This is a genomic window from Arachnia propionica (assembly GCF_037055325.1).
In the GTDB taxonomy this organism is placed as follows: domain Bacteria; phylum Actinomycetota; class Actinomycetes; order Propionibacteriales; family Propionibacteriaceae; genus Arachnia.
Genome location: NZ_CP146373.1, coordinates 1,999,368 through 2,022,756, shown reverse-complemented (window position 1 = coordinate 2,022,756; position 23,389 = coordinate 1,999,368). Strand labels below are relative to the sequence as shown.

Genomic DNA, 23,389 nt, shown 5'->3' with positions numbered 1-23,389 from the left:
TCTGAAACGAACCGTCCAATCTATTTATTCAGGATGCGTCTCTGGTGGTGGCTGGCCGTTCTGTGAATAAGCCTCCTGGACTTTGACGACGTTGCCGGCGCTCACCCAGAAACCGCGGCCCGGCGGGAAATCAGCGGCTCGGGATCGGGGCAGGGCGGCCTTCAAGATGTCGCCGTCCGTGGTTTCGGGTTGCAGCAACATACCTTGGCGGGCTCCCTTGAGCTCCGGGATGCTGGAGTTGAAACCCGAGAACGAGGCCGTCTCCCCGGCCCCCGCCATCAGGTGCCCGTTGCGGCGTGCCAGTTTCAACGCCTCCGCCAACGTCGCGTCCGCGAGCGAACCGGCCAGCTCCGAGAACTGCTCCACGAACACTGCGACCCGCGGCTGTCGCGGCTCGGCCTCGGTGGTGAGGTAGGGCTTCAACTGGTTGTTGATGTAGTCCTGCACCCGGTCGGGTCCCGTGATCACCGCCGTCCACAGGGGCAGTTTGGCGAGCGGCGAGGGCCGGGCCGTGAGCAGAATCCTCGGCACCTGCGGGTGGGCGTTCGCCATCGACTGTGCAAGCCACCGTACTAGCGACGACACCCCGGACTTCGGCGGCCCGGCCAGCAGGTACACCCCCTGCGGTTCGAAACCGATCGGTCCGAGACTCTGATCCTCCAGACCCAGCGTCGGGAGGCCACCCACCGTACTGGGAGCTCGTCGGCCGATACCTGTGCGGGCAACCGCCTCACCGGCTCGGGACGGGTGCGCTGGAACTGTGCGATGCTCTGGGCCAACAGCTCGATCTCCCGGGCCTGGGCCGGCGGCGACGGGTCGCTGCCAAGCACCGCCAGCTGCATCTCGTTGCCGTTGCGGCTGTTCATGCAACGTCCCGGAGGACTGGCGTTGTTCAGCACGTCCTTCGGGACGTTGAGGGTCAGGTACTGATCCGTGTCACTCATCCGCAACACGATCCGTTCCTGGAAGGAACCCTGCATGGCCGAAGGAATCGCGGCCCCACGATCTGCGGTGACCGCCACGTGGATCCCGACGGCACGGCCCTCCGCCAGCAACCTGTGGAACTGGGAGTAGGTCTTCGCCCGCTGCAACCCCGAGTCGTACTCGGTGCGGAAACTCTGGAAACCGTCGAGCAGGATCAGGATACGAGGTTCATCCTGTTTGCCCGGCTGCTGCCGGTACTTGCTGAGGACGTCGGCCGCCACTGCGTTGAAAGCCGCTGCTCGTTCGTCCAGTTTCTTGGTCAGCATCTCCATCAGCCGTGACACCCGTTCGTCGTCGTCGCCCGAGATGATGACACCCACGTTCGGCAGCGGCTCGAGCATGTTGAGACCACCACCCGCGAAATCCAGGCCGTAGATGTGAACAGGGCCGGACCGCGGCGTGATGGAGGCTGCGATCGCCAGCGACCGCAGCGCCGTGGTCTTGCCCGACCCGCCGGCCCCGTAATAGACGATGTTCCCGGTCTCGTCCGGATGGAAAGCGTCCGGGTACTGGCTCTGGTTGTCCGGGTCGTCCACGACACCCAGCATGAGGGTGGAATCGCGCTGCTGTTTCAATGTCAGAAGGTCGTAGGACTCGCTGAGAGTGTCCAGCCAGGGTCGACGGGGAGTCGGGATTCGTCCCAGCGTCGAGGCCTGTGACACCGTGCGCACCACCCGCTCGATGTCCTTCTCCACCTGGTCGCCGGAGGTGGAGACGCGGGGAATCTTCCACCGCGTCACCATTCCGAAGTCCAGCTCGTCGACGTCGATGGGAGGAGCGGGGGGCTCCGCGGGGGTGCGGGCACCCGGGAATGCCGATTGGAACGGGATCAGCCGTCCCGGTCCCATCTTCGCGACCCCCCTGCCCGGGTTCGCTGGGTCGATGGAGGCCGCGACGGGGCTGCCCAACACGTCGGTGGAGTCGTGCTCGTCGTTCATGCGCAGCGCCACGCGGAGGTTCGTGTTCGCCCGCAGATTGTTTTTGATCACATCGGCTGGGCGCTGCGTCGCGAGTACCAGGTGCAGTCCGAGCGAACGACCACGCTGTGCCACGTCCACCACGCCGTCGATGAATTCCGGTACTTCACCGACCAGGGCCGCGAACTCGTCGACGATGATGATCAGGCCCGGCGGGCACTCCGGGTCGCCGCGTTTCTCGAACTCGATGAGATCCTTGACGCCCTTGGCGTTGAACAGGTGCTCGCGGTAGCGGATCTCTGCCCTCAGGCTCCGCAGCGCGCGCCGTACCAGGTAGGACGACAGGTCGGTCACGATCCCGACGCAGTGCGGCAGCTCCACGCACTTGGCGAAGGCCGCACCGCCCTTGTAGTTGACGAACAGGAAGGTCACCCGGTCCGGGCTGTGGGCGTGGGCCATACTGAGCACCCAGGCCTGGAGAAACTCGGACTTGCCGGCTCCCGTGGTGCCACCCACCAGGGCGTGCGGCCCCTGGGAGCGTAGGTCGATGGTGAACGGTTCCAGACCGGCGTGCCCGACGGTGGCACGCAGATCCCCGGCGCGTTCCCGGGGCACGGCAGGGGCCGACCGGTTCACGTAGGAGCCGTTGTCCTGCCACCGCGACAGCACCTGCTCGGGGTCGTCCACCGACGACCCCAACAGACCGACCACGGACACCATGCGTGGCAGGTCGGATTCGTCCTCGACCGGCGAGGAGGCGTCCACTAGCGGCGACATGGTCCTGGCTAGGGCATGGGCCGTCTCCAGGTCGACGGCCTCGGTCGAGACGGACGCGAACACCCGTTCGGAACGCACCATGCCGATGAGCGCCAGCAACGGGAATCGTGCGCGGGTCGGGGGTTCGGGAACGTCCGGTAGTTCCAGTTCCATGGACACGGGCCGGGACAGCACCCGAGGGGGACGCATGTAGGCCACCTCGACGCTGGCACCGCCGCGCGCACCTGCCATGGCGTCGATGCGCAGCTGGGTTTTGCCGAGCACCGCGATGTCACCGGCTCCCAGCGTGGCCCGGTTGATCCGCTGGTTTCCGACCAGCACTCCGTTGGCGGAGTTGTCGTCGATGATGTCGATGGTGGTGCCCACAAGAACCCGGGCGTGGAGTTTCGACACCTTCGGGTCGCTCAGCCGGACGTCGGCGCTGTGGGAACGCCCAATCCTCGAGGCCCCTATTCGCAGCGGCACCTCGAGCCCCGTGTCCGGGCCGTCCAACACCCGCAGCACGGCGCCGACCGTTTCACTGCCCGCATGGTTCTCGGGCTCAGGAACCACCCGGATCATGCTTCCAGAATGCACCCCGGACTCTGCCACCGCGGCATCGGGAGACAGCACCGCGACGTGCCCAAGGGGGTCCTGGACCTGCAGGGTTGGGCGTGGCCCCGAGGTTTCGAGCGGCTCGGACAATCCTTCACTGAGAATGGCGGTGGCCACATCGGTGGCGGTGGCGTCGGCGGTGATGAGCACGTTGTGGAAGGAATCTCCTCTGCTGAGAGTGACCCGGAGCTGCATCAGTCCTCCATCATCGTGCGGTTTTGTGCTGCCTCGATGTCCAGTACGGGCAGGTGCTCGGTGGTCACGAGGCGGGATGACACCGCCCAGTCCACGAGGTTGGCGCGACGACTGCTGACCAAGGACCCCACCCCGCCGTGCAGCCCCTTCACCCCGGCCTTGTCGAGCTTGTCGCACACGTTGTCGAGTTTCCGGTTGAAGCGGGTCTGGGCCCATCCCAGGCGTGCCGCAGCCTCACCGGCCGACGGAATCTGCCAGCTTCCCACTCCGGCTCGGCTCAGCACGGGCTCCGCGAGGGCCAGGATCGCCAGCAGCTGTGAATGGGTGAAGCGGGTTTCCCCATGGTGGTGTCCCCCAGGTCCTCCTCCGGTAGCACCACCATCTGGAACACCGAGGAGGCCAGTGACAGCTCGATTTCGTAACCGACCTGCCCGGCGTTGAAGGTCAGCAGCATCGACTCGAACACCAGCGACAGACCTGCACCGGGTGGAAGGGTGCTGGTGGTGAAGCAGTTGATGTCTGATAGGCGGGCCGGGATGCGGCTGCCCACGTTGTGCACCCACCACATCTGTCTGTCGTGGCGGATGGACAGGAACTGACGGTGCAGGTATGGGTTGTCCTCGATGGCGAGATCGCCGGTGCGCCCGATGACGAACTCCTGCCCCGGCTCCACCTGGTACACCTCGCCGGCGAAGTCGATCTGCAGAGTACTCATGCCGCGCACACTTTGGCCGGTTCGGAACTCCGACCGTTCCTGCGGGTCAACGCCACCTCCAGGCACGTGTCACCCGGAAGTTTCGATACGGTGACGGTGGTTTCGCTGGTTGCCTCGTAGGCGGTTCCATTGCGGGGATCTAACAGCGTGTAGCGGAACTGATCCCCCGGTTCGGGAGCTGGGTTGGTCCACGTGAACGTCGCCTTGTCGCCGTCGATGTGTCCCGTCAGGTCCGTGACCTTGGGAACTATGACGAGGGGATCCGCCGGACGGCCGCTGCGGCTCGTGCTGGCGGTGACATCTGGGGTGGTGGCTCCCTGCCCCCGGTTGAGCGTGAACACCAAAACCGCTCCGATGACCACGGCCAAGGCGACAGCCACGGATGCGATCAATTTCCAGGGGGGACGTCGACTGACGGGGGTTTCGGGGGCCGGGGGTGCGGAACGCAGCACATCGACGGGCTCTGTCGGCAGCTGCTCCGGAGGTTCGCCCGTGAAGGTGAAATCTCGCAGACCGGGAGCGGCGACGCCGCGGCCGTGTTGCAGCACGGCCGCTGGAATTACAGGTGTTGAACCGTACCCGCCACCGGTGGAGTCCCGTCCCTCCAGCGTCGTCGAACCGGAGGTGGGGCCGGTGGCACTGCTGGTCTGGTCAACCTGGTCGGGGTCGATCAACTGGAACCCTGAGATCCGGGTTCCCTCGTCGAGCAGCTCCTCCTCGTCGTAGTGTTCCTGTCCGGGTTCGGTGAACACGTCAATGGACGTGACGGGCTGGTTGATCACACCTTGGACACTCTGCAACGCTCGCGCGAATTCGATGGCGGTCTGGAAGCGTGCGTGCGCATCCTTGGCCATGCCCACAGCAAGCACCCGTTCCAGTTCCTCGGGCACATCGGGACGCAAGGTCCGGGGCACCTGCATGGTCCTGATCCGCGCTTCTAGGTTTAGCCGGTCGTTCGACTCGCCCGGGAGGTACATGGGGCTGTGACCCACCATCAGTGCCCAGACCGTCGCTGACAAGGAGTAGACGTCGCTCCACGGGCCAATGCTTCCCGCCGAGCTTCCGAATTGCTCCGGCGGCGCCCACAGGGGGCTCATGGCCAGTTGGGCCGATGCCCCCTGATCCAAGGAAATCGAGATGCCGAAGTCGGTCAGGGCGGGCCGGCCGAAGGCCGTGAACATGATGTTGGAGGGTTTGATGTCGCGGTGAAGAATTCCCAGCCGGTGGGCGGTCTCGACCGCACCTGCGATCTGGATTCCCAGTTCCATCGCCTTCGCGGGGCTGTAGGGTCTGCGGGAACTGGTGTCTCCCAGGTGTTGAGTCGCGCACATTTCCATCACCAGGAAAGGACGACCGTCGCCGGCCACCCCCATTTGGAAGACGCTGACGATGTTGGGGTGGCTGCTGAGCTTGGCCATGAGGCTGGCCTCGGTGCGGAAAGCCTGACGCGCCTTGTCGGTGCTTCCGCCGCGATGCAGAACCTTGATGGCCACCTCGCGATCGAGGCTGTGGTCGTGGTACCGGAAAACGTCGGCGAAACCGCCGCCGCCCAGCCAGTCGATCAACGTGAATCCGGGAATTTCCGGGGCGGGTTTGCGTGGTGGCATGTCAGGGAATCCGATCCAGGTTGATGAACACCCCGTGTCCCAGGTCTATTACGTCTCCGGGTACCAGGAGGGTGTCGTTCTCCGGTAGGCGGACGGGCGGGTTGCCGTGGCGTCGCAGGTAGGAGCCGTTGCTGGATCCCAGATCACGAGCCAGCACTGACCAGCCTTCCAGGATGAAGGCGATGTGGTTGCTGGAAATGTGACGGTGGGGCAGAGCTATCAAACGTGGTGGCTCCGGTGATGAGAAAGCCGTGCTCCTGGGGTTGCGTCCCGCGACCACGGGGCCGTGCAACGGCACCGTCTCGCCTCCGGTGATGCGAAGCCAGCCCAATTGTGGCCGTTCCACTAACTGGGGTTGGCCGCTGACAGGAGCATCGCACTCGTAGCACTGGACCCGCTGCGGGGGATTGGGGTGTCCGGCGGCGCAGAAGGATGCCAGTACCTGCGGGCCGCGAGTACTGGGGAACGAGGCGATCGGGATCTCGTCGTTCGCCGCAACGGTCAATCCGTCGCGCAATTCGCCGGCCGTGGTTCTGGTGCTGGGCTGTGCATTCGGTTCACCCGGTTTCGCCTCGATGTTCTCCCCGCCGCTCATCCCAGGATCCGCCACCTCTGCCGAGTCGTCCCACAGGTGAGCATAGGGGCTGTCGGGGACGACCGAGTCCGGATCGACGGGCACAACCAGGGTGGTCTGTCCTCTGGAATCCTGAGGATTTCCCGGATCTGGAAGTTTCCTCTTCGGAACCGTGAGCATTACGCCCGCATCCCCGGTGTCCTGGCCGGGTTCTTGTGTGTGTTCTGGTGTTTTGGGTTGGTCGTCCTGGTGGCTGCGGTCGTCTTCCCCGGTGTCGTGGCGGGGTTCTTGTGTGTGTTCTGGTGTTTTGGGTTGGTCGTCCTGGTGGCTGCGGTCGTCCTTCGGGATCATGGTTGGGACGTGATCGACCAAAGTCTCTGCTCGCTGCTCACCCGGGGATCTCACCTCGGCCGCCACCTCCACCGGGGCCGTCAGGGTTGACGGGAACGGTGATTCATCCCCCCAGGACCACAGCACGCGACCGGCGTCGACGATTCCACCCGTGAGCGGCAGGTTCCGGTCGTGGCTGCCGGATGTCTGGAGTTCCACTGCGACGGCGCCCGCCACCAGCTTCTCCTCCCACGTGGTGATGTTCTCGCCGTTGAGCCTGATGTCCTGATCGACGGTGCGCACCGAAACGAGCCATCCTCCACGAACAGCCACGTGGGCTCCGCGTTCGTCCAGGATTGCCACGGCGAAGGGCGGAATGCTCAACAACCCTGCGCCCGTGGCTTCCATCAGGGCCTGCAGGAAGGTTGCGAGCTTCGCCTCGTGTTGCACGGTTGTCCAGAGTTTCTCGGCCTGTTCGTCACTGATCTCGCTGTCCAGCAGTGCTACGCCCTGTTCCCAGGCCAGTAGTTTGCAGGCTCCGGGGGCCCATCGTTTGGTCATGGGACCAGTTCCTCCTCCTGAGCTGTCTCGGTCTCGTCATCGCGCACCGTGGCCTCGTTGATTCTCATGGCCGCCCCGGACACCGGGGCGACGTCATCGGCGACCACGACCACGGCTGTTGCATTGTCCCGTCCCCCGGCTGCGTTGGCAGCATCGACCAGGGCCTCGGCCTTTCGCTGGGGATTGCCGTCCCCCAGCAGGATCGCCGTCATCAACTGCTGTGTCAGGTCGATGTAGAGCCCGTCGGAGCAGATCAGTAGTTGGTCGTGCGGCAGGGCGGGAATCAGCCACTGGTCGGGTTGCAGCGGCTGTGTCAGTCCGCCCCCCAGCGCACGGGTGATGACGTTGCGGCTGATGCTGTCGGGTCCTTCGTGACGGATGGAATGGTCGGCGGTGATCTGGGTCAGCAGTCCGCGGCGCAGCAGATACACCCGGGAATCACCGATGTTGAACACCAGCCAGCAGGGATGACCGGATTGGATACTGAGCCCGACCCCTGCGATGGTGCTGCCCGGGGGGCGGCCTGTGCCGGGGAGTCTCCGGATCGCCGCAGCTGCCTTGCTGATTCCGCCAATGACCCCCTCGGATGTGGCCCACATCAGATCATTCCGGGGTCGGAACGTCTCCACGGCTGTCTGGGAAGCATCCTGACCATTGGAATGCCCACCCATGCCGTCCGCGACGATGAAATACGGGGCGGCTGTCAGGAACGAATCCTCGTTGCGCTTTCGCACCTGCCCCCGGTCGGAGCAGCCCCCGTGACGTACCGTGAACCTCGGCTGGTCCGTGCCGACTCGTGTCCTGTCGGTCATCATGACACCACCTGGAAGGATCGGCCGCCGAAATGCACCGTCGCCTGGTCGGGAAGATCGATCACCTGCTGCGGGGGGATCCGCACTTTCGTTCCGTCCAGTTCGAGGACGACCCCGTTGCGGGCACCGACGTCCATGATCTTCACCTTTTTCGCCTCGGGAATGATCACGACGTGTGTTTTCGACATCTGCATCGACGGGTCCGGCAGGTCGACCAAGCGGGCGTCCGAGAAACCATCGGGTGTGATGGGGTTGCGTCCGAGAACCATGGTGGTCTCCAGCAGCAGGGATGTTCCGTCGTCGAAACGGATCGTGATTCCGGTCGGGACGGCGAGGTTCGCATCCAGTTCGGTCTCGTCCACGGGTGGCGCCTTGCCCGGTGCCTGTGATGAAGGGATGGGCGATGGCGTCGCAGGGGCCGCCTGGGATGTGGGGAAACCCGGCAGGTTCCTGAGGGCGCTGGGCTGCCCGGCAGCTTCCTGGGGTGGGGCGAAGGGCGCAGCGGTGAACACTGCAGGGGCCGGGGCGGGGTGCTGGGGGCCCGGAGGAGCAACGGGCGGGGAGTACAGAGGGGGGGAGGAGGTCATTCCGGGCATGGTTACCTGCTGTACACGTGCCGGAGGAGTCGGGGGGACCAGCGCAGCCGGGTCGAAGACGTCGCGGATTCGTTTCGGATGTATCGCCACCAGCCCGAGCCAGCGATCCACCACTGACTGTCCGTTCCGATAGGTGGCAGCCATCAGGATCCCCATGACCCCGAGGGTCGCGTAGAACAGCAGGGCCGTGAGCAGCCGCCCCAGAAAGGCCTTGCCGCCGGCACGCTGGCCGGTTTCCACCGATCTGTACTCGAATCCCAGCATCAGTGCAGGGATGGTTCGCGACTGGAACAGCAGGATCACAGTGTTGATCAGCAGCCACACTCCGAAGGCCACGGAACAGAGCACCACCCACACGGCGTCGATCTTTATGTGAAGCTTGCCGGCCCACAGCTGGAGTCCGATCACGACCCCCGCCAGGAGGACTTCCAGCAAGGCCAGCAGTAAACGAGCCGAAGCGCGTCGGATGGCGGTCACCGTGGCCCCTGTGAATTTTTCGGGGATCTGCTGCTTACGTGCCATCAGGTTCCTCCTGGGGCGTGGTGCTGGGTTCCACCTTTGTCCGGCGCAGTGAACGCAGCGACAGCGCCACCAGGGCCCGGCGATACCACGGAAGGTCCTTGACCAACTCGTGTGTGATGCCGTCGGTCACCCGCCAGGCCGTCTCGGCCACCGGGGCCTCGGGTGGGACGGGTCCGTACACGGCCGTGTTGATCCTTTCCGCTGTCTCGGCGAAGGCAATCCCGGGGTGGAGGCGCTGCAACTCGGAGGCGGTCTCACGACGGGTCCTGCTCTGCGCGGGCTGGAATCCAAGATCCCGCGCCCGGTCCACGATCTCGTCCCAGGCTCCCACCAGGCGCTCTTGGGCAGTGGCGGCGTTGCGACGACGTCCGGTCCTGCGAATCTTCAATCCCAGCACCACCAGGAACGGGGACGAAATCACCCCGATTCCTCCCACCGCACCAAGTGCCGCAAAAATCAGCCCCCAGTCGATTTTCCAGTCGTCGTCGCCGTCCCGGTCGTCGGCCTCCCGGTCCGGGATCACCGGTTCCTCCGGGACCTTCTCCGGCGGGTTCGGCGGTGGATCGACCTGCGGTTTGGGTTTGGGTTTGGGTTTGGGCACCTCGGTGTTGGGCTGCTTGTCCCGGTCGGGGGTGGGGTTGAAACTCACCCACCCGACATCGGCGAAGTTGGCCTCCACCCAGACGTGGGCCTGGGTGCCCTTCACGTCCCACACCTCACCCGGGTTCTCCTCGGGGTAGAAACCGAGCACCACCCGAGCGGGAATTCCCAGCTGGTTCGCCATGATGGCCATCGCAGTGGCGTACTGCTCGTCATCACCCACCAGGATCGGACTTTGGAACATCGTGGACAGGCGCTCCGTCGTGTGCCCGGGACGGGAGCGGTTGCTGTCCTTGGAGCCATCCGAGTAGTAGCCGTCGGTCCTGAGCTTGGTCTCGATGGCCACCATCTGCTCGAAGGCGGTGGACTTGCCCTCGGCGTACTCGACGGCCAGTGACGACATGATCTCGGGGACCCGTTCCAATTTGGCCAGCGGGGCATTCCCCGGGATTGTGGCACCCAGTTCCGCTCGCTGCTCCTCGGTGGGTTCCGTGGTCGTGGAGGACTCCAGCCGGTAGATGTCCCCCGATTCCGTTCCGGCTGTCGCGAGAACCTGTTGAGCGCTCTGGTTGAAGTAGGTGCCGTCGGCCATCAGATCGGCCCGGTTCCCGGAGAACTCCAGCCAGCGCGGCGATCCGGCCAGTGGCACCCAGATCCCGTTGTACTCGCCGATTGAGACCTGCAGGGTCGTGCTGGCCTCGATGTCCTGGGTGATGCTGCGACCCGTGCGTAGGTAGTGGTTGGCGTCTTGGGACACGTTGAACACGTTGCCGTCGTAGGTGTCCATGACCGCCAGTCGCAACCGGCTCCCAGCGGGCATGCCGGTGACCGTGAACAGGGTCGTGTCCTTCTGCTCCACCTCGTAGCGGCGGTAGCTCATCAGGGGAGAGGGGTAGTTGCGCAGGTTCAGCGGGGGAGCGATGTGGTCGCGCAACACGTCGCGGTGAGTGTTGCTTCCGGTGATTCCCGTGGCCATGACTGTTGCCGAGACCCCGACACCGAGCAGTGCCGCCGCCGCCATCGCCCGGCGGAGAGTCTGGGACGACTCGGCCTGGTTGTTCACCAGGATGTCAGCGTTGTCGGCGCGCTGGGTCATTGTCTGGTGAACCCACACCCACACCAGCATGCCCGCGCCGAGAGCTGCCCCGAGCCACGTCGCGGTCGGTGCGGTGCGCACCCCCATGGTGATGCTCACGATCAACAGCACCAGGGACGGTAGCAGCGGCCAGAACACGGCGCGGGTGCGGGCCGCCAGCGTCGCGGCGACCACGCCTCCCAGCAGCCCCAGCAGCCACGGCACCACGGCGGGGCCGGTGAAATCGTCGGCCGGGGTAGCCACCGTCAGCAGGTCACGCCAGCTCTGGACGCTGAGCAACACCAGACGACGAACGGTGTCCAGGGTCGGAACGAACCCGGCGATGGTGGTGCGTGGCAGGGCGAACGCGCCGCCGAACAGTAGATAGGTGACCAGTGTTGCCAGGACGGTCAACAGCAGCGACAGCCTGAACCGGGCCGTCAGGTAGCCGACCAGCACACCAAGGGTGATCCCGGCCATTCCGGGCAGGAAACCGGGCCAGCCTCCGAAAGCCGGTTGGAGTGCCACCACCGACGGGATCAGCAGCAGCCAGACCCCGATGCACCGCAGTCCGACGCCCTTCACGACAGCCCCCGCATCACCAGGGGCAGCTGATCGAGCACCGGCAGGTCCAGAACCGTCAGATCGCCGAGCTGACGGTGTGCCATCTCCAGGTCCGAGCTGACGCGCAGCGCGAACGTCATGACCTGGGGTGGCAGCACCAGCTGTGCGGCACGCAGCTGTGCAGGGTCGGTGCCGCCGGTGACGAAAGCCGCCACCGATGCCCCCGGGGTGTCGTGTCCCGCCCGGAGCGCCACCTGGCTGAGGTCGGGACCCTTGTCGATCTGCGTCACCCGACACAGCTCGTCGAGCGCGCCCATCGCGTTCGGGAAGGCCACCGGCCCCTCGAAGGTGTACAGGCTGACCTGTCGTTCCTCCCGCAACGCCGCGACGGCCAGTGACGCGGTCACGCTGACCGCGGTTTCGAAGTCGTCCTCGCTCGCGTAATCGTCACGCAGGGTGGACAGCATCAGCAGGAGATGGGCACGCATCGTCTCCTCGAACTGACGCACCATGAGGCGTCCCGTACGGGCCGTGGTGCGCCAGTGCACGGCCCTCCGGTCGTCGCCGGGGACGTAGTCGCGCAGGGCGTGGAAGCTGACGTCAGAGCTTGACAGGTTCGCGGTCGTGATGCCCTCCACGTCCTTGAGAAAACCGACGGTCGCCAGTTCCAGCGGCACCATCCGGGGATGGACGAACAGTTCCATCGGCTCGCTGAACACTTTCGTGCGGCGGATCAGACCCACCGGATCGGCCTGCACCGCACGTACCGGGCCGACGGGAATGACGCCCCGGCGTCGGGTCGGGATGCTGAAGAGCTCTTCGTGTTCGTCGTTCTCACCCAACGACGCCACCCGAAATCGCGCCACCGCCTTGCCCACCGGCAGTTCGATGGTGGCGGCGGGCGTGCCGCCGGGACGCCCGCGCAGCAGCACCCGGCCCAGGCCGGGTTCCCCGGCAGGGACCCGCGGCTGGTGCAGCTCCAGCAGTACGTCGTGGGCGGGGCGCCGCAGCGTCAGCAGTACCGCGACGACGAACAGCACCAGCGCCAGGAAGGTGAGTCCGCGGAATTCCAACCAGCCGCGCGACCACCCGATGATCGCGGAAACCCCACCGATGACCAGCGTCGCCCATCCCAGTGGCGTGACAATGGCGACGAACCCGATGCTGCGGACACGCTGCCACAGCGTCAGGATCTGCTTGAGTAACGCTTTGAGGGAACTCACGATCCGCTCTGTGCCCGGCTTGCGGGGGCGGTCACGGAGTTCAGTGCCCGGGTGATCACCCGGGACGCGGTGGAACCGGCGAACTCGGCGGTGGGTGCCATGATGATGCGATGCGTCCACACCGGGGCGGCGAGATCCTTCACGTCGTCGGGCATGACGAAATTGCGACCGTGGGCCGCCGCCCAGACGCGGACGGCACGCACCATGGCGATCGCGCCCCGCGTGGACACGCCGATCGCGGTGTCCTTGTCCTGACGGGTGGCCTCAGCCAGGTCCTGGATGTAGTCAACGATGGTGGGGTCGATGTAGTTCTCCTTGACCAGGTCGCTCATCTCGCTGACGGCTTGCTGGGAGATCACCGCCGTCAATGACTTCGACCGATCTGGTTGTGCTGCGCCCAGCAGGATCTGCGACGCGGCGGCACGGTCGGGATAGCCGACGCTGGTCTTCATCAGGAAACGATCCAGCTGGGCCTCCGGCAATTTGTAGGTGCCGGCCTGCTCGATGGGGTTCTGGGTGGCGATCACCATGAAGGGACGACCGGCAGGGTGACGCACCCCGTCGACGGTGACCATGGCCTCTTCCATCACCTCGAGCAGTGCGGACTGGGTTTTTGGCGAGGCGCGGTTGATCTCGTCGGCCAGGACGATGCTGGCGAAGACGGGGCCCTTGTGGAACTCCCACTGACGCGTCGACTGGTCGTACATGGTGACGCCGGTGATGTCGGAGGGCAGCAGGTCGGGCGTGAACTGGATGCGATTGTGGCTGCCCTGGACCGTGGCGGCGATGGCCCGCGCGAGGGCAGTCTTGCCCGTTCCGGGGGAGTCCTCCAGCAGGAGGTGCCCTTCGGCCAACATGCAGGTCAGGGCCAGTCTGATCACGGATGCCTTGCCCAGTAGCGCCTGCCCCACGTTGTCGGTGAGTTTGGTGAAGGTGTCCGCGAACCAGGCGGCGTGCTCGGGGGTTACTGTCATGACTGCTCCTTCTCGCCGCTCACTGTTGTGTGCAGTATTCGGTGACGTTACCGGCGATTTCCTGGGTGCCGATCCGCCAGGTGTCCTTGTATCGGGCCCAGCCCCAGGAGCCGTTGGCATCCACCCGGATGTCGACGTTGCCGTCCTCACCCGTGGTGCTGGGGATGTTGCAGTGCACCGTGCTGTTGGGCTTCCAACGCTGGAGCCGGACCTCGTAGGCGTCGCACCTGCCCCAGCCTGCGGGGCATCCGGTGGCCTCAGCACCCCTGCGGTCGTTGGTCTCGGGGGCCTGCCAGCTGGTGCCACACGCCTGGTTGCTGGCCTGTTGGCCCTCTGAGTTCGTGACGGTGATCGTCGCGCACGACTGGCTGTTGGCGCCCAGACCGTCGCGGGTGGTGCTGCCGCTGGCGGCCACCTGCTGGTTGTCGATGGTGACCGTGGAGCTGCGGCCCCCGCTGTTGACGTCGGCGCTCCAGGTGTAGGTCACCGACTGGTAGCCACCGGAAGCGGAGATGCTGGGTGCCGACGGAGGACCGTAGGCGTTCACGGAGGCCGAGGCCGACTCTCCCTCGGCGGTTTCCCCCTTGACGTTGGCCACGGGGGTGAGGGTGACCTGGACGTCACGACCGTTGGCGAAGGCCCCGTTGGTGAGCGTCTGGCCGTTGGAGACGGTGCCGCTGGCGCCGTTGGCATTCCACCGGTAGCTGATCTCGTCAGCCCGGACGCCGTTCCCGGAACTGGCGTTGAAGGAGAAGGTCACCTGGTTGGGAACCCCGGTGGGTTTCACCGAGAAACCGGTGGGGGCGGAGGGCGGCTGGTAGAAACGCACCGCGTTCGAGGCGGGGGAAGGGTCGCTCCACTTCTTGGACTTGTTGGTGGAACGCACGGTGAAGGTTCTGTCGGACGCGTCGGTGCCCATACTGACCGTGGTCTGGGTGTCCTGCCCGGTGTAGACGACCTGTCCCGAGCTGTTCTCGGTCACCTCGTAGGTGAGGTTGTCGTCGCCGTTGATGTTGGCGGGTTTACCCCAGGACAGCGACGCCCGCGGCGTCACCCCGGCGGCAGCCCTGCTCATGCTCACTGTCGGTGCGCCCTGTCCTGTCGGTGCGCCGGCGGGGATCTCGGCGACGGACCAGTCGCTCCACAGGTAGTCGGCCTCGCGGGCCACGTTGTTTTCTGCGTAGCGGTTGACGGCCTGGATGCGGAACCGGTAGGCGGTGCCGTTGGTCAGTCCCGTGAAGTTGTATGAGGTGTCGCTGGTCAAGAACGTCGTCTGCCCACCGATCCCGGGCGAGACCTGGATGTTGTACTTCTCCACCGGTGAACCCCCGTCGGGCACCTGGGTGGCGGGCCAGGTGAGTGCGATCTCCCGGTCGCCGGAGGTGGCGGTAGGTGTCGACGGCTGGTTCGGGCGCACGTCGGGATGAGCCTGGGCGGGGTTCGAGGGCTCGGAGGTTCCGACATCGGTGACCTGGGCGACCGTGAAGGTGTAGTCGGTGTTGTTGGTGAGCCCGGTGATGCGGCAGTTGGTAACAGTTCCGCAGTCCTGGCTGCCCCCGTTCCACGAGACCTGGAAGTGGTCCAGGGTCCCGCCCTGCAGATCGCCCTGGGTCCAGGCCAGCTCCACGGTGCGGGAGACGTCCGATCGGGCGGTCAGGCCCGTCGGTGCCAGCGGGGTGCCCTTGACCATCAACGTGACCTGCCCCGTGACCTGTCGGGCCGCGTCCCCCGTGGCGTCGGATGCGGTGTAGTTGACCACGACGGTTCCGATCTCGGTGGGTGTCACGGACAGGTCGGTGCCGCTGACCGAGACCTCGGCCTTTCCCTGCCGTGTGGCAGCGCCGCTGATCGTGATGGCCCCGCCCTGGTCGGCGAACGGGTTCGTGATGGCGGTGGAGAGGTCGAAGACTTTCGCCTGGCCGACACGCCCATCGGACTCGGTGAGTTCCGTCGTGGTCATGAGGGGCCGCGTGGTGCCCACCACGGTGACGGGAATCTTCATCTCCAGGGGGTCGGTTTTCCCGTCGTGCACCCGGACCACGACCTCTCCCGCAGCGCCGAGTGGGGCCTCGGAGGTGGCGGAAATCCGCATCTCCTGCCCGGAGACCTCCACGTTCAGCGTTCCTGGAGCGGAGACCAGCGAATAGGCCATCGCCTCCTCGTCTCCGGGGTCGGGGTCCTTGACCATGTCGCGCAGCTTGACGGGGGTGGCCTGCTCCCCTTTGGCCACCTCAACCGGTGAGGGACGTAGCTCCGGGGGAACCATGCCAGAGGCCTCCACCTCGACGGGCAGGGAGAGGGTGGATTGCAGACCGTTCGGGTCATCGAGGCTCTCGCCGTCGTGCACCCCGAAGGCGAGGGTCGTCGGGCCGTAGAAGGAGGCATCGGGGGTGAACTCAAACACCGTGTCGCTGACCATGGTGATCGCCTGGTCGCTGGATGCTCCCGTCCCGGCCTTCAGCGACTCCCTCGACGTGAGTTTCGGCGAGTGGCCGCGGCGGGCCAACACGTAATCGGACAGGTCGACGCGCAGGGGCTGGCCGGCCTTCACCTTGGCAGGAGCCTTCTCGGGGTTGAGGGTGGGAGGCACGTTCGCGACGCCGGGAACGAAGATGGCGGCGCGGGCAGTGCCGCCATCCTTGTCGGTGATGGTGTAGAGCAGCACCTGGGGGTCGTCGGAAACCGGTACCCGGACCTGTCCCGATTCGACGAGTCCCGGGGACTCGACCTCGATCCGCAGGTCGTCCTGGCTGCCGTCGGGGTCGTTGTCGTTCTTGAGCACCGGGACCTCGACCTCGGCCTTGCCCAGGACCGCGGAGACTGGAAGCCGGTCGTCCACCGCCACCGGTGGTATGAGCTGGGCCTGTTCGTCGACGATCAGAGTGCCGTAGCCGGTCACGGAAGCTCCGCCGCGGTCGGTGATGTCGTAGCTGAACTTGTAGTTGCCCGGCCTGTTGGGGGCCACCACTTTCACGTCCTGTCCGACGATCTCGAGATCGGCCTCCCAGGGGGCCTGGGCCTTCGCGCTGTTCGCGACGATGCTGATCTCGTCGCCGTCGGGATCCACGTCGTTCTTCGTGACGGGGATCTGCACGGTTCGCCCGGGACGCACCGTCACCTGGTCGGGCACCGCGATGGGAAGCTGGTTGGTGGTCGGCGGCGGCACGACGCCCACCTGGATGCTCGCTTCGCCGACGGCACCGAACCGGTCCCGCACCTGGTAGGTGAACGAATCCGTGCCGCTGGAGTCGTGCGCGGCTTTGTAGGTCAGGTAGCCCCCCTCGATCTTGACGTTGCCCAGTTTGGGGCTCTGCGAGGAACCCTCCACGAGTTCCACGGAGTCGCCGTCGGGGTCCACCCCGCTCAAGGACACCGCCACTGTGGTCTCCGCGCCCGCGAAGACGCGCCCCGTCACCGGGTGGGGGGTTGGTTTCTGGTTTGCGCTGTCTTGTCCGCGCACCGCGATGTCGATCTTGCCGCTGGTCCGGTTCCCCGCATTGTCGTGCGCGGTGTAGACCAGTGTGGTGTTGCCCGTGGCGCTCCCGGCACGGAAACGCACCAGGTCACCAGAGACGAAGGCTTCTCCCAGGGTGGAGTCGCCGCGCACCTCCACCTCGGGATAGACACTCAATTCCATGCCGGTGGGTGAGTAGTCGTTCGACAGCACGGGAATCGCCACGATGTCGCCGGTTCGCACCACGGCGGTGTCGTCGAGGACCACGGGGGGTTGGTTGTTCAGGCGGGGCTGTTGCGGCAGCACCACCACCCGGGCGGTCGCCGACTCGCGACCGTTGGAGACGGTGTAGGAGAAGGTGCGGGGACCGCTCAACTCGTTGGATGCCGAGATGCGCAGCGTCGAGTGGTCTTTCACCTCGACGGTGATGCCGAGCCCTGCGTCGACGGAGATCGACTGGACCGCCAACACTCCGCCGAGCGGGTCGGTGTCGTTGTCCAGGACGTTTACCAGCACCGGCGCGTCGGGGGGCAGCAGGGCGAGGTCGTCCTGGGCGCTGGGTTTCGGATCGATGGCTGCTGGATCCTGCACGTCGACGCGGATCTTGCCACCGGACGCGTTCGGGCCGTCGGAGACGACGTAGGTGAGTTCGTGGGAACCGACCCGGGTCGAGGAGAACAGTGCGTTGGCTTTCTCGTAGTCCGTCTCGAGGGTTTCGTCCGCTGCCGGTTCGCCCATCTCCGAGAGGACGAGGGTTTCACCATTGGGGTCGGAGTCGTTGCTGAGGGGACGCAGCAACACTCGCTCCCCCACGTTGACCACGTAATGGTCGGCGTTGGCCACTGGTGGCAGGTTCGTGGATCCGGAGGAGACCTGGACGGGAATTGTCGCGGGGGTCTCTGCGGTGCCATCCGAGACGGTGACGGTCAGTTCCCGGGTGCCGGGCCCCTCGGTGCCCAGGTCGCGCACCGAGATGAAACCGTCCTGACGGAAGGTGACGGCCATGCCCTCGCTGCCCGTGGCGTTGACCAGGTAGAGCGGGTCGCCGTCGGGGTCGGTCCAGTCGGGCAGGGTCGAGTACTCCACCGTCGCCTGTTCGGTCATGGTGACGGTGTTCTTGCGGGCCAGCTGGGGTTCCCCGTTGTCCGATGTGGGGGTCACCGTCACGGTGGCGGTGTTGGACAGGTCCTCTCCGTCGAAGGCTTGATAGGTGAACGTCACGGGGTTCGTGGTGTCGGGGGGCAGGAGGATCTGGGCCGAGCGACCGTTCCTGGCGAGTGAGACCTGCACGTTTTCGGGGACGTTGCCGAGTTTGACTGTCAGCACGTCGCCGTCGGGATCGATGTCGTTGAGCAGTACCGGCAGCGTGGTGCTGATCCCGGGCCGAGCGCCCAGCTGGTCATCGGTCGCGACGGGGGGTTCCTGTTTGGCGTTGTTGTCGTTGGTTCGCTCGCGCTGGTTCTCGTCGGTTTCTTGCTCGTCGGTCTGGTTCTGGTCCTCGATCTGGGATTTCACGTTGTCCCAGTCGTTGACGATGGCCATGTTGTCGTTCGGAAGATAGATGTTGCCCGCCGCGTCATTGATGACGATGATGTCGCGGCTGACACGGAAAAGCGGGCTGGTGCTGGCGGCGAGGGTGTCGTTGGTGTCGTTGACGTCGTCGGATTCACCGGGACAGTCGCGCACGTGGGCGCCGGAACCGGACCAGGCCCCGTAGACGCATCCCGCCACGTCGACCGGCGCTGCCGGTTTCCCGGATGGCACCTCGACGCGCTGCGGATCGCCGCCGCCCAATGGGATGGTGAGCAGCGCGTCAGCGGCGGCGACGGTGACGTGGCCGCGTTCCAGACTCGGCTGCTGGGCCAGGGACGTCGCGGTGATCCCGGAAACCTCGGTGCTGGAACCGGCTGTCCGGACCCGTCCCTCGTCGACGGCCACGAGCTGGTCTCCCGCGATCGTCAGTTGGGTGCTGCTCGTGATGCCGTCTGGGAGTGCGCCGACGGAGTCGGTCCGAAAGCGTTCGTCGGAGCCGGTGACCTTGGTGATGGCCCCGGATGCGTCGACCACGAAACCGGTGCCGTCGCGTCCCACGACGACGTGGGGGGAGTCGACGTCCTCCAGCAGCGGGACGGCGTTGGAGGAGAAATCGGTGAACCGTTCCAGGCTGGTGGCCCAGACCTTGCCCTCTCCTGTGTCCGCGATCAGCACAGTGTTCGCGCCGTGGCTGTATTCCAGGTTCCCGGTGGTGACCCGGTTTCCCATCGTCAGGGTCGCGGTGTCGATAGGCCTGGCTGCCTTGTCCGTTTTGTCCTGCAGCAGGACCTGATTGCCTTCCTGGGAGATGTCGAAATCACGTGTCGGTGCATTGAGACCACCGTCGATGATGCGCGACTGGTAATTGAGGTGCCCGGTCATTCCCAAAGCGGTATTGGTCACCCACACTCCGCCGTCGTTGAGGTCCACTTCCTCGGCCGGAACCCCCTGGTGTGCGAATGCAAACCCACCCAAGGTGAGAATAAGCAGTGCAGTGACTCCGCTTTCCACCTTACGGCGAATAGTTGATTGCACAACTACCCCCCTGAGATAAATTCAGACGAACTCGTTCAGCATAGCTGGGAGGAGAGTCCAGGCTCCATACCTGCAGCGGAATACCTGCAGCGGAGCAATTTTGTGCTCAGTCTCCGAGGCCCGTCCCCACGTCGCGGGCGGTCCGGATCCACGGATGGTCCGGTGGGACCAGCGCCAGATTGCCCGCGACCTTCTTCAGGTCGACGGGCTCGGTACCGTCGCCCCTGCTCGCGACCATCACCCCACTGACCCCGTCGGCGATGAGGTCGGCGGCGGCGGTGCCGATCCGCGACCCCAACAGCCTATCCTCCGCGCATGGCGTCCCGCCGCGCTGCACGTAGCCGAGGATGGTGACGCGGGTCTCCAGGCCCGTCGCGTCTTCCAAGGCGCGGGCCAGCCGGAAGGTGTGTTCGCGGTGGTCGTCGAGGACCCGGGCCAGATGCGACTTCGCGGCTGCCTTCTCCTGTGGGGTTCCGGCGGCCTTCTTCAGCGATTCGGCGGCGGCGATGGCCTGAGCGGCCGCGACGTCATTGGCTCCCTCGGCCACCGCGATCACGCTGAAGTTGGTGCCGCGTGCCTGGCGCGCCCGGATGGTCTCGGCGATGGCGTCGACGGAGTAGGGGATCTCGGGGATCAAGATGACGTCCGCCCCGCCCGCGATGCCTGCGCCCAGGGCCAGCCAGCCCGCCTTGTGTCCCATGATCTCGGCCAGGATCACCCGGTGGTGGCTGTGGGCGGTGGAGTGGAGCCGGTCGATGGCGTCGGTGGCGATCTCCAGGGCAGTGGAGAACCCGAAGGTGTTGTCGGTGTGGGCGACGTCGCGGTCGATGGTCTTGGGCAGGTGCATCACCGGGATGCCCGCCTCCGACAGGCGTAGCGCGTTCTTCGCGGTGCCGCCGCCCAGCATCACCAGGCAGTCGAGATCAGCCTGCTCCACGACGTCCTTGATGGTGGGAATGGCGTCGACGACCTCGCCACCCATGCGCATGCGGTGCACCTTGTCGCGGCTGGTCCCGAGGATGGTGCCGCCGATGGTGAGGATCCCCGACAGCGCTTCCGGGCCGAGCTGGAAACACCTGTTCTCGGCCAGGCCGCGCACCCCGTCGCGGAAACCGATCAGTTCCATGCCGTGTCTGCCGATCACTGCCTTGCCCAGTCCGCGGATGGCCGCGTTCAGGCCGGGGGAGTCGCCGCCCGCGGTTAGGACACCGATGCGTTTCGCGCTGCTCATGAGAACCTCCTCGTTCACGCCGAGCCTACTCCGAAGCGGAGATGTGCTGCAGGGTACTAGCTTTGACCCATGCAGCGAGTACTGGTGGGATATGCGACCCGTGCGGGTTCCACGGCTGAAGTGGCCGGGTTCATCGCTGACGAACTGCGCGCCCGGGGTATCGACGTCGTGGTGGCGGATCTGCGCGACGACCCCGACCCGGCAGGCTTCGACGGGTTCGTGCTGGGCAGTGCCACCCAGGCGTTGACGTGGCTGCCGGAGTCGCTGACATGGCTGCGCAAACACGGGGAGGATGTGGGGCGGGCCGCGTTGTTCAACGTCTCCATCACTGCCGTCGACCCCGCCAAGCAGGACGTCGCGCTCGGCCACAACAAGGCCGCGGTGGAGCTGGTCGAGGCCACCTCACAGGCGGCCTTCGCGGGTCGTTACGCCCCCGAGAAGGTCGGGTTGTTCAAGAAGCTGCTGTTCTGGATTCTTGCGAAGAAACCCGCCGACCACGTCGATCCACCGACGATCCGCGCCTGGGCCCGGGAGCTCAAGTTCACGAGGACGAGCGAAGCGTCGTGAGGAAACGGGACGCCGATGCCTGGCGTTCCTCGTGTTCGACCTTGGCCTTCTCGTATGTGTCGGCAGTGGTTTTGGTGGCGTCCTCGACGCGCCTGGTCAAGGAGTCCTTGCTGGCCTCCAGTGCGTTGCGCCGCTCCACGGCGGTCTCGTTCAGCTTGTAGCCGAGTACCGCTGCGACGATTCCTGCGAGGCCGAGCAGCAGGAACCAGTTCGAGCGTGTTACCAGGAGCAGCGCGACGGAGGCGGCCGTCAAGGCGGCCCCCGCCCACATGATTTCCCTGCCGCGAAGGATGAGGCCTGTGGGCTGCTGGGAGTCGTAGCGGCGCATCAGGGTTCGCATCGCTGTCTGGTCGTGGATGCCCTGAGGGCCGACGGTGAGGCTCTCGTAACCGGAGACCTTCTCCTCCGGGAGTCGCGGTTCCGGTTCCTTCTGCCATTCCCGCGCGACCGGTGTGAAGGCCTCGGCGATCAGCAACCACAGGCTGCGGCGGTTCTTCCGGCCGGCGTGGTCGTCGAGGGCTGTCTGCCGCAGGGCGTCGATGACGATGTGACGTTTTTCGGGCACCTCGTCGGGGAGTTTGCTGGCGCCGAGGGGATTGGTGAACTGTTCTTCCAGGAGTTCCGCGCGGGCCAGCAGCTCGTGTTCACTCTCGCTACCGCCGTTGATGTGGACCTGCAGCACCCGGACGAGCATGGCCCGGGTGGATTCCCAGGCATTCTCCTCAGGCGAGGTCTCCTCCGCGGTCATGGGGGTTTCCTCCGGTTCCAGCTCCAGTTCCAGTTCCGGTTCTGGTTCCAGTTCCGGTTCTGGTTCCAGTTCCGGTTCTGGTTCCAGCTCCAGTTCTGGCCTGCTCGAGGTGTCCCGGAAGCGTCCGGAACCTCGGATCACGAAATCGGGGCGGCCCGTTCTGGTGGCGGTCCGGCCGGTTTCCTGCTTGGGAGTGGGCCGTGGGGTGAATTCCTCGAGCTGCGACGCCACCCAGTCCAGTGCTGTGGTGTCGTTGGTGTCGGCCTGGGCTCTCGCCCACACCAGCCAGTCGTCGGCGCTGGTGATCAGCGGTCGGAAGGTTGCGGTGAGCGTTGTCAGGGCCGCCGGGCCGAAGGCCCCGCGCAACGTGGCGTCCCACAGCAGCAGCTGCCAATCGGCCCAGGTGCCCTGGTCGTCGGGGGTCAGGAGCTTCGGCAGCTCCGCGACCACGGCCTCACCCGCGCCGAATGCGGCCTGCGCGGTCGCGAGGAAGACCGGTGCCGTGTGGGGGTCGCGTTGCCGGGCGAGTGCGGCCTGCTCCGGGTCAACGGAACCGTCGGGACGCAGGGCGGCCATCGCGGGTGGCAGCCAGTAGCCGTCGACATCCGGTCGCTGCGGGGGAATACCGCCGTCGAGCAGCACTTGGAGGTCCTGGAAGGCGTAGCGTCGCGCCTCGGTGTGCTGCGGGAAGGCCGTCAGCTGTTTGCGGATTCCGTCGAGCTCCACGAAAGCGACGAAGGCGTTGGTGAGCGCCTCCAGCGAGCCCTGCATGGTGCGCAGCTCGGAACGTAGTTTCGAGGTGTCGCGCTGCTGTCGTTTCCTGCTGGTGGCCAGGGCCTCTGTCTGGGCTTCCAGCTCCTTGCGCAACAGTTGGTCGCGCCCGTACTCGTTGGCCCAGGACCACTCTTTGTCGTTCACCATCCCACCATGATGCCTGCGGGCGGGGGCAGTCCTTCGTCACCTGGGAACCTTATTCACCGTGACGGCGGGCCAGCCATAAAGTGTGGGTCCTGATGGATAGCCTCTCGTGCGACCAAGAATTTTTCCCGTTGCCGGATGCTTTCTTTCCACAGATGGTGCAGCGCGTCAGATGGTTATCGCCCCCGGATTCTGACCAGCCGCCGTGTGTGTCGGTGGTTTTCTTGTGGGAAGCGTCTCTTCGCGCGGCGATTCCCGCTTTTGATTCCGTCTTCGCGGTGGA

The 23,389-nt window shown here is 65.9% G+C and carries 15 protein-coding genes; 1 reads left to right on the top strand and 14 read right to left on the bottom strand.

The genetic code is table 11. The features are described 5' to 3' along the window. Positions 1–24 precede the first annotated feature (24 nt). From V7R84_RS09320 to V7R84_RS09260, 13 genes are all read right to left on the bottom strand, one after another. Positions 25–552 carry a hypothetical protein gene (locus tag V7R84_RS09320; RefSeq protein ID WP_338568236.1) on the bottom strand — a complete coding sequence of 176 codons (528 nt, stop codon included), beginning with the start codon at positions 550–552 and terminating at the stop codon, positions 25–27. Between the two features lie 20 nt (positions 553–572). Further along, positions 573–3,467 carry an FtsK/SpoIIIE domain-containing protein gene (locus tag V7R84_RS09315; protein WP_338568235.1) on the bottom strand — a complete coding sequence of 965 codons (2,895 nt, stop codon included), beginning with the start codon at positions 3,465–3,467 and terminating at the stop codon, positions 573–575. After that, positions 3,467–3,751, bottom strand: a complete 285-nt coding sequence (locus tag V7R84_RS09310; RefSeq protein ID WP_338568233.1) for a hypothetical protein — start codon at positions 3,749–3,751, stop codon at positions 3,467–3,469. The genes V7R84_RS09315 and V7R84_RS09310 overlap by 1 nt, the downstream gene beginning before the upstream one ends. Then, positions 3,745–4,182: a hypothetical protein gene (locus V7R84_RS09305; RefSeq protein WP_338568231.1), complete on the bottom strand. Its 438-nt coding sequence runs from the start codon at positions 4,180–4,182 to the stop codon at positions 3,745–3,747. The genes V7R84_RS09310 and V7R84_RS09305 overlap by 7 nt, the downstream gene beginning before the upstream one ends. After that, the gene (locus tag V7R84_RS09300) at positions 4,179–5,789 is read right to left on the bottom strand and encodes a serine/threonine-protein kinase (RefSeq protein ID WP_338568229.1); all 1,611 of its coding nucleotides are present in this window, start codon (positions 5,787–5,789) and stop codon (positions 4,179–4,181) included. Before V7R84_RS09300 ends, V7R84_RS09305 begins: the two co-directional genes overlap by 4 nt. 1 nt (position 5,790) lies before the next feature. After that, on the bottom strand, positions 5,791–7,254 hold the full coding sequence (locus V7R84_RS09295) for an FHA domain-containing protein (RefSeq protein ID WP_338568227.1): 1,464 nt from the start codon (positions 7,252–7,254) through the stop codon (positions 5,791–5,793). Beyond that, entirely contained in the window at positions 7,251–8,069 is an 819-nt protein-coding gene (locus tag V7R84_RS09290; RefSeq protein ID WP_338568225.1) for a hypothetical protein, read from the bottom strand. The genes V7R84_RS09295 and V7R84_RS09290 overlap by 4 nt, the downstream gene beginning before the upstream one ends. Further along, a complete protein-coding gene (locus V7R84_RS09285; protein WP_338568223.1) occupies positions 8,066–9,184 on the bottom strand; it encodes a hypothetical protein in 1,119 nt (372 codons plus the stop codon). Before V7R84_RS09285 ends, V7R84_RS09290 begins: the two co-directional genes overlap by 4 nt. Next, positions 9,174–11,444 (bottom strand): DUF3488 and transglutaminase-like domain-containing protein, encoded by a 2,271-nt coding sequence (locus V7R84_RS09280; protein ID WP_338568221.1) that lies wholly within the window; start codon positions 11,442–11,444, stop codon positions 9,174–9,176. Before V7R84_RS09280 ends, V7R84_RS09285 begins: the two co-directional genes overlap by 11 nt. After that, positions 11,441–12,646: a DUF58 domain-containing protein gene (locus V7R84_RS09275; protein ID WP_338568220.1), complete on the bottom strand. Its 1,206-nt coding sequence runs from the start codon at positions 12,644–12,646 to the stop codon at positions 11,441–11,443. Before V7R84_RS09275 ends, V7R84_RS09280 begins: the two co-directional genes overlap by 4 nt. Beyond that, positions 12,643–13,620, bottom strand: coding sequence for a MoxR family ATPase (locus tag V7R84_RS09270; RefSeq protein WP_338568218.1), 978 nt, complete (start codon positions 13,618–13,620; stop codon positions 12,643–12,645). The genes V7R84_RS09275 and V7R84_RS09270 overlap by 4 nt, the downstream gene beginning before the upstream one ends. Before the next feature lie 19 nt (positions 13,621–13,639). Beyond that, entirely contained in the window at positions 13,640–19,537 is a 5,898-nt protein-coding gene (locus V7R84_RS09265; RefSeq protein WP_338568216.1) for an Ig-like domain-containing protein, read from the bottom strand. Positions 19,538–19,748: 211 nt separating this feature from the next. Further along, a complete protein-coding gene (locus V7R84_RS09260; protein WP_338568215.1) occupies positions 19,749–20,873 on the bottom strand; it encodes an ATP-dependent 6-phosphofructokinase in 1,125 nt (374 codons plus the stop codon). Between the two features lie 69 nt (positions 20,874–20,942). Between V7R84_RS09260 and V7R84_RS09255 the strand changes: the two genes are divergently transcribed. Next, on the top strand, positions 20,943–21,440 hold the full coding sequence (locus tag V7R84_RS09255) for a flavodoxin domain-containing protein (protein ID WP_338568214.1): 498 nt from the start codon (positions 20,943–20,945) through the stop codon (positions 21,438–21,440). On the opposite strand, the gene V7R84_RS09250 is transcribed toward V7R84_RS09255, so the two are convergent. Beyond that, entirely contained in the window at positions 21,415–23,109 is a 1,695-nt protein-coding gene (locus V7R84_RS09250; RefSeq protein WP_338568212.1) for a hypothetical protein, read from the bottom strand. The genes V7R84_RS09255 and V7R84_RS09250 overlap by 26 nt on opposite strands. Positions 23,110–23,389: the final 280 nt, after the last annotated feature.

Bases quoted from the DNA above. Each gene is read 5' to 3' on its own strand.
- V7R84_RS09260 (WP_338568215.1), bottom strand. From the start codon at position 20,873: ATGAGCAGCGCGAAACGCATCGGTGTCCTAACCGCGGGCGGCGACTCC.
- V7R84_RS09295 (WP_338568227.1), bottom strand. From the start codon at position 7,254: ATGACCAAACGATGGGCCCCCGGAGCCTGCAAACTACTGGCCTGGGAA.
- V7R84_RS09250 (WP_338568212.1), bottom strand. From the start codon at position 23,109: ATGGTGAACGACAAAGAGTGGTCCTGGGCCAACGAGTACGGGCGCGAC.
- V7R84_RS09290 (WP_338568225.1), bottom strand. From the start codon at position 8,069: ATGATGACCGACAGGACACGAGTCGGCACGGACCAGCCGAGGTTCACG.
- V7R84_RS09255 (WP_338568214.1), top strand. From the start codon at position 20,943: ATGCAGCGAGTACTGGTGGGATATGCGACCCGTGCGGGTTCCACGGCT.
- V7R84_RS09285 (WP_338568223.1), bottom strand. From the start codon at position 9,184: ATGGCACGTAAGCAGCAGATCCCCGAAAAATTCACAGGGGCCACGGTG.
- V7R84_RS09300 (WP_338568229.1), bottom strand. From the start codon at position 5,789: ATGCCACCACGCAAACCCGCCCCGGAAATTCCCGGATTCACGTTGATC.
- V7R84_RS09270 (WP_338568218.1), bottom strand. From the start codon at position 13,620: ATGACAGTAACCCCCGAGCACGCCGCCTGGTTCGCGGACACCTTCACC.
- V7R84_RS09315 (WP_338568235.1), bottom strand. From the start codon at position 3,467: ATGCAGCTCCGGGTCACTCTCAGCAGAGGAGATTCCTTCCACAACGTG.
- V7R84_RS09305 (WP_338568231.1), bottom strand. From the start codon at position 4,182: ATGAGTACTCTGCAGATCGACTTCGCCGGCGAGGTGTACCAGGTGGAG.
- V7R84_RS09320 (WP_338568236.1), bottom strand. From the start codon at position 552: ATGGCGAACGCCCACCCGCAGGTGCCGAGGATTCTGCTCACGGCCCGG.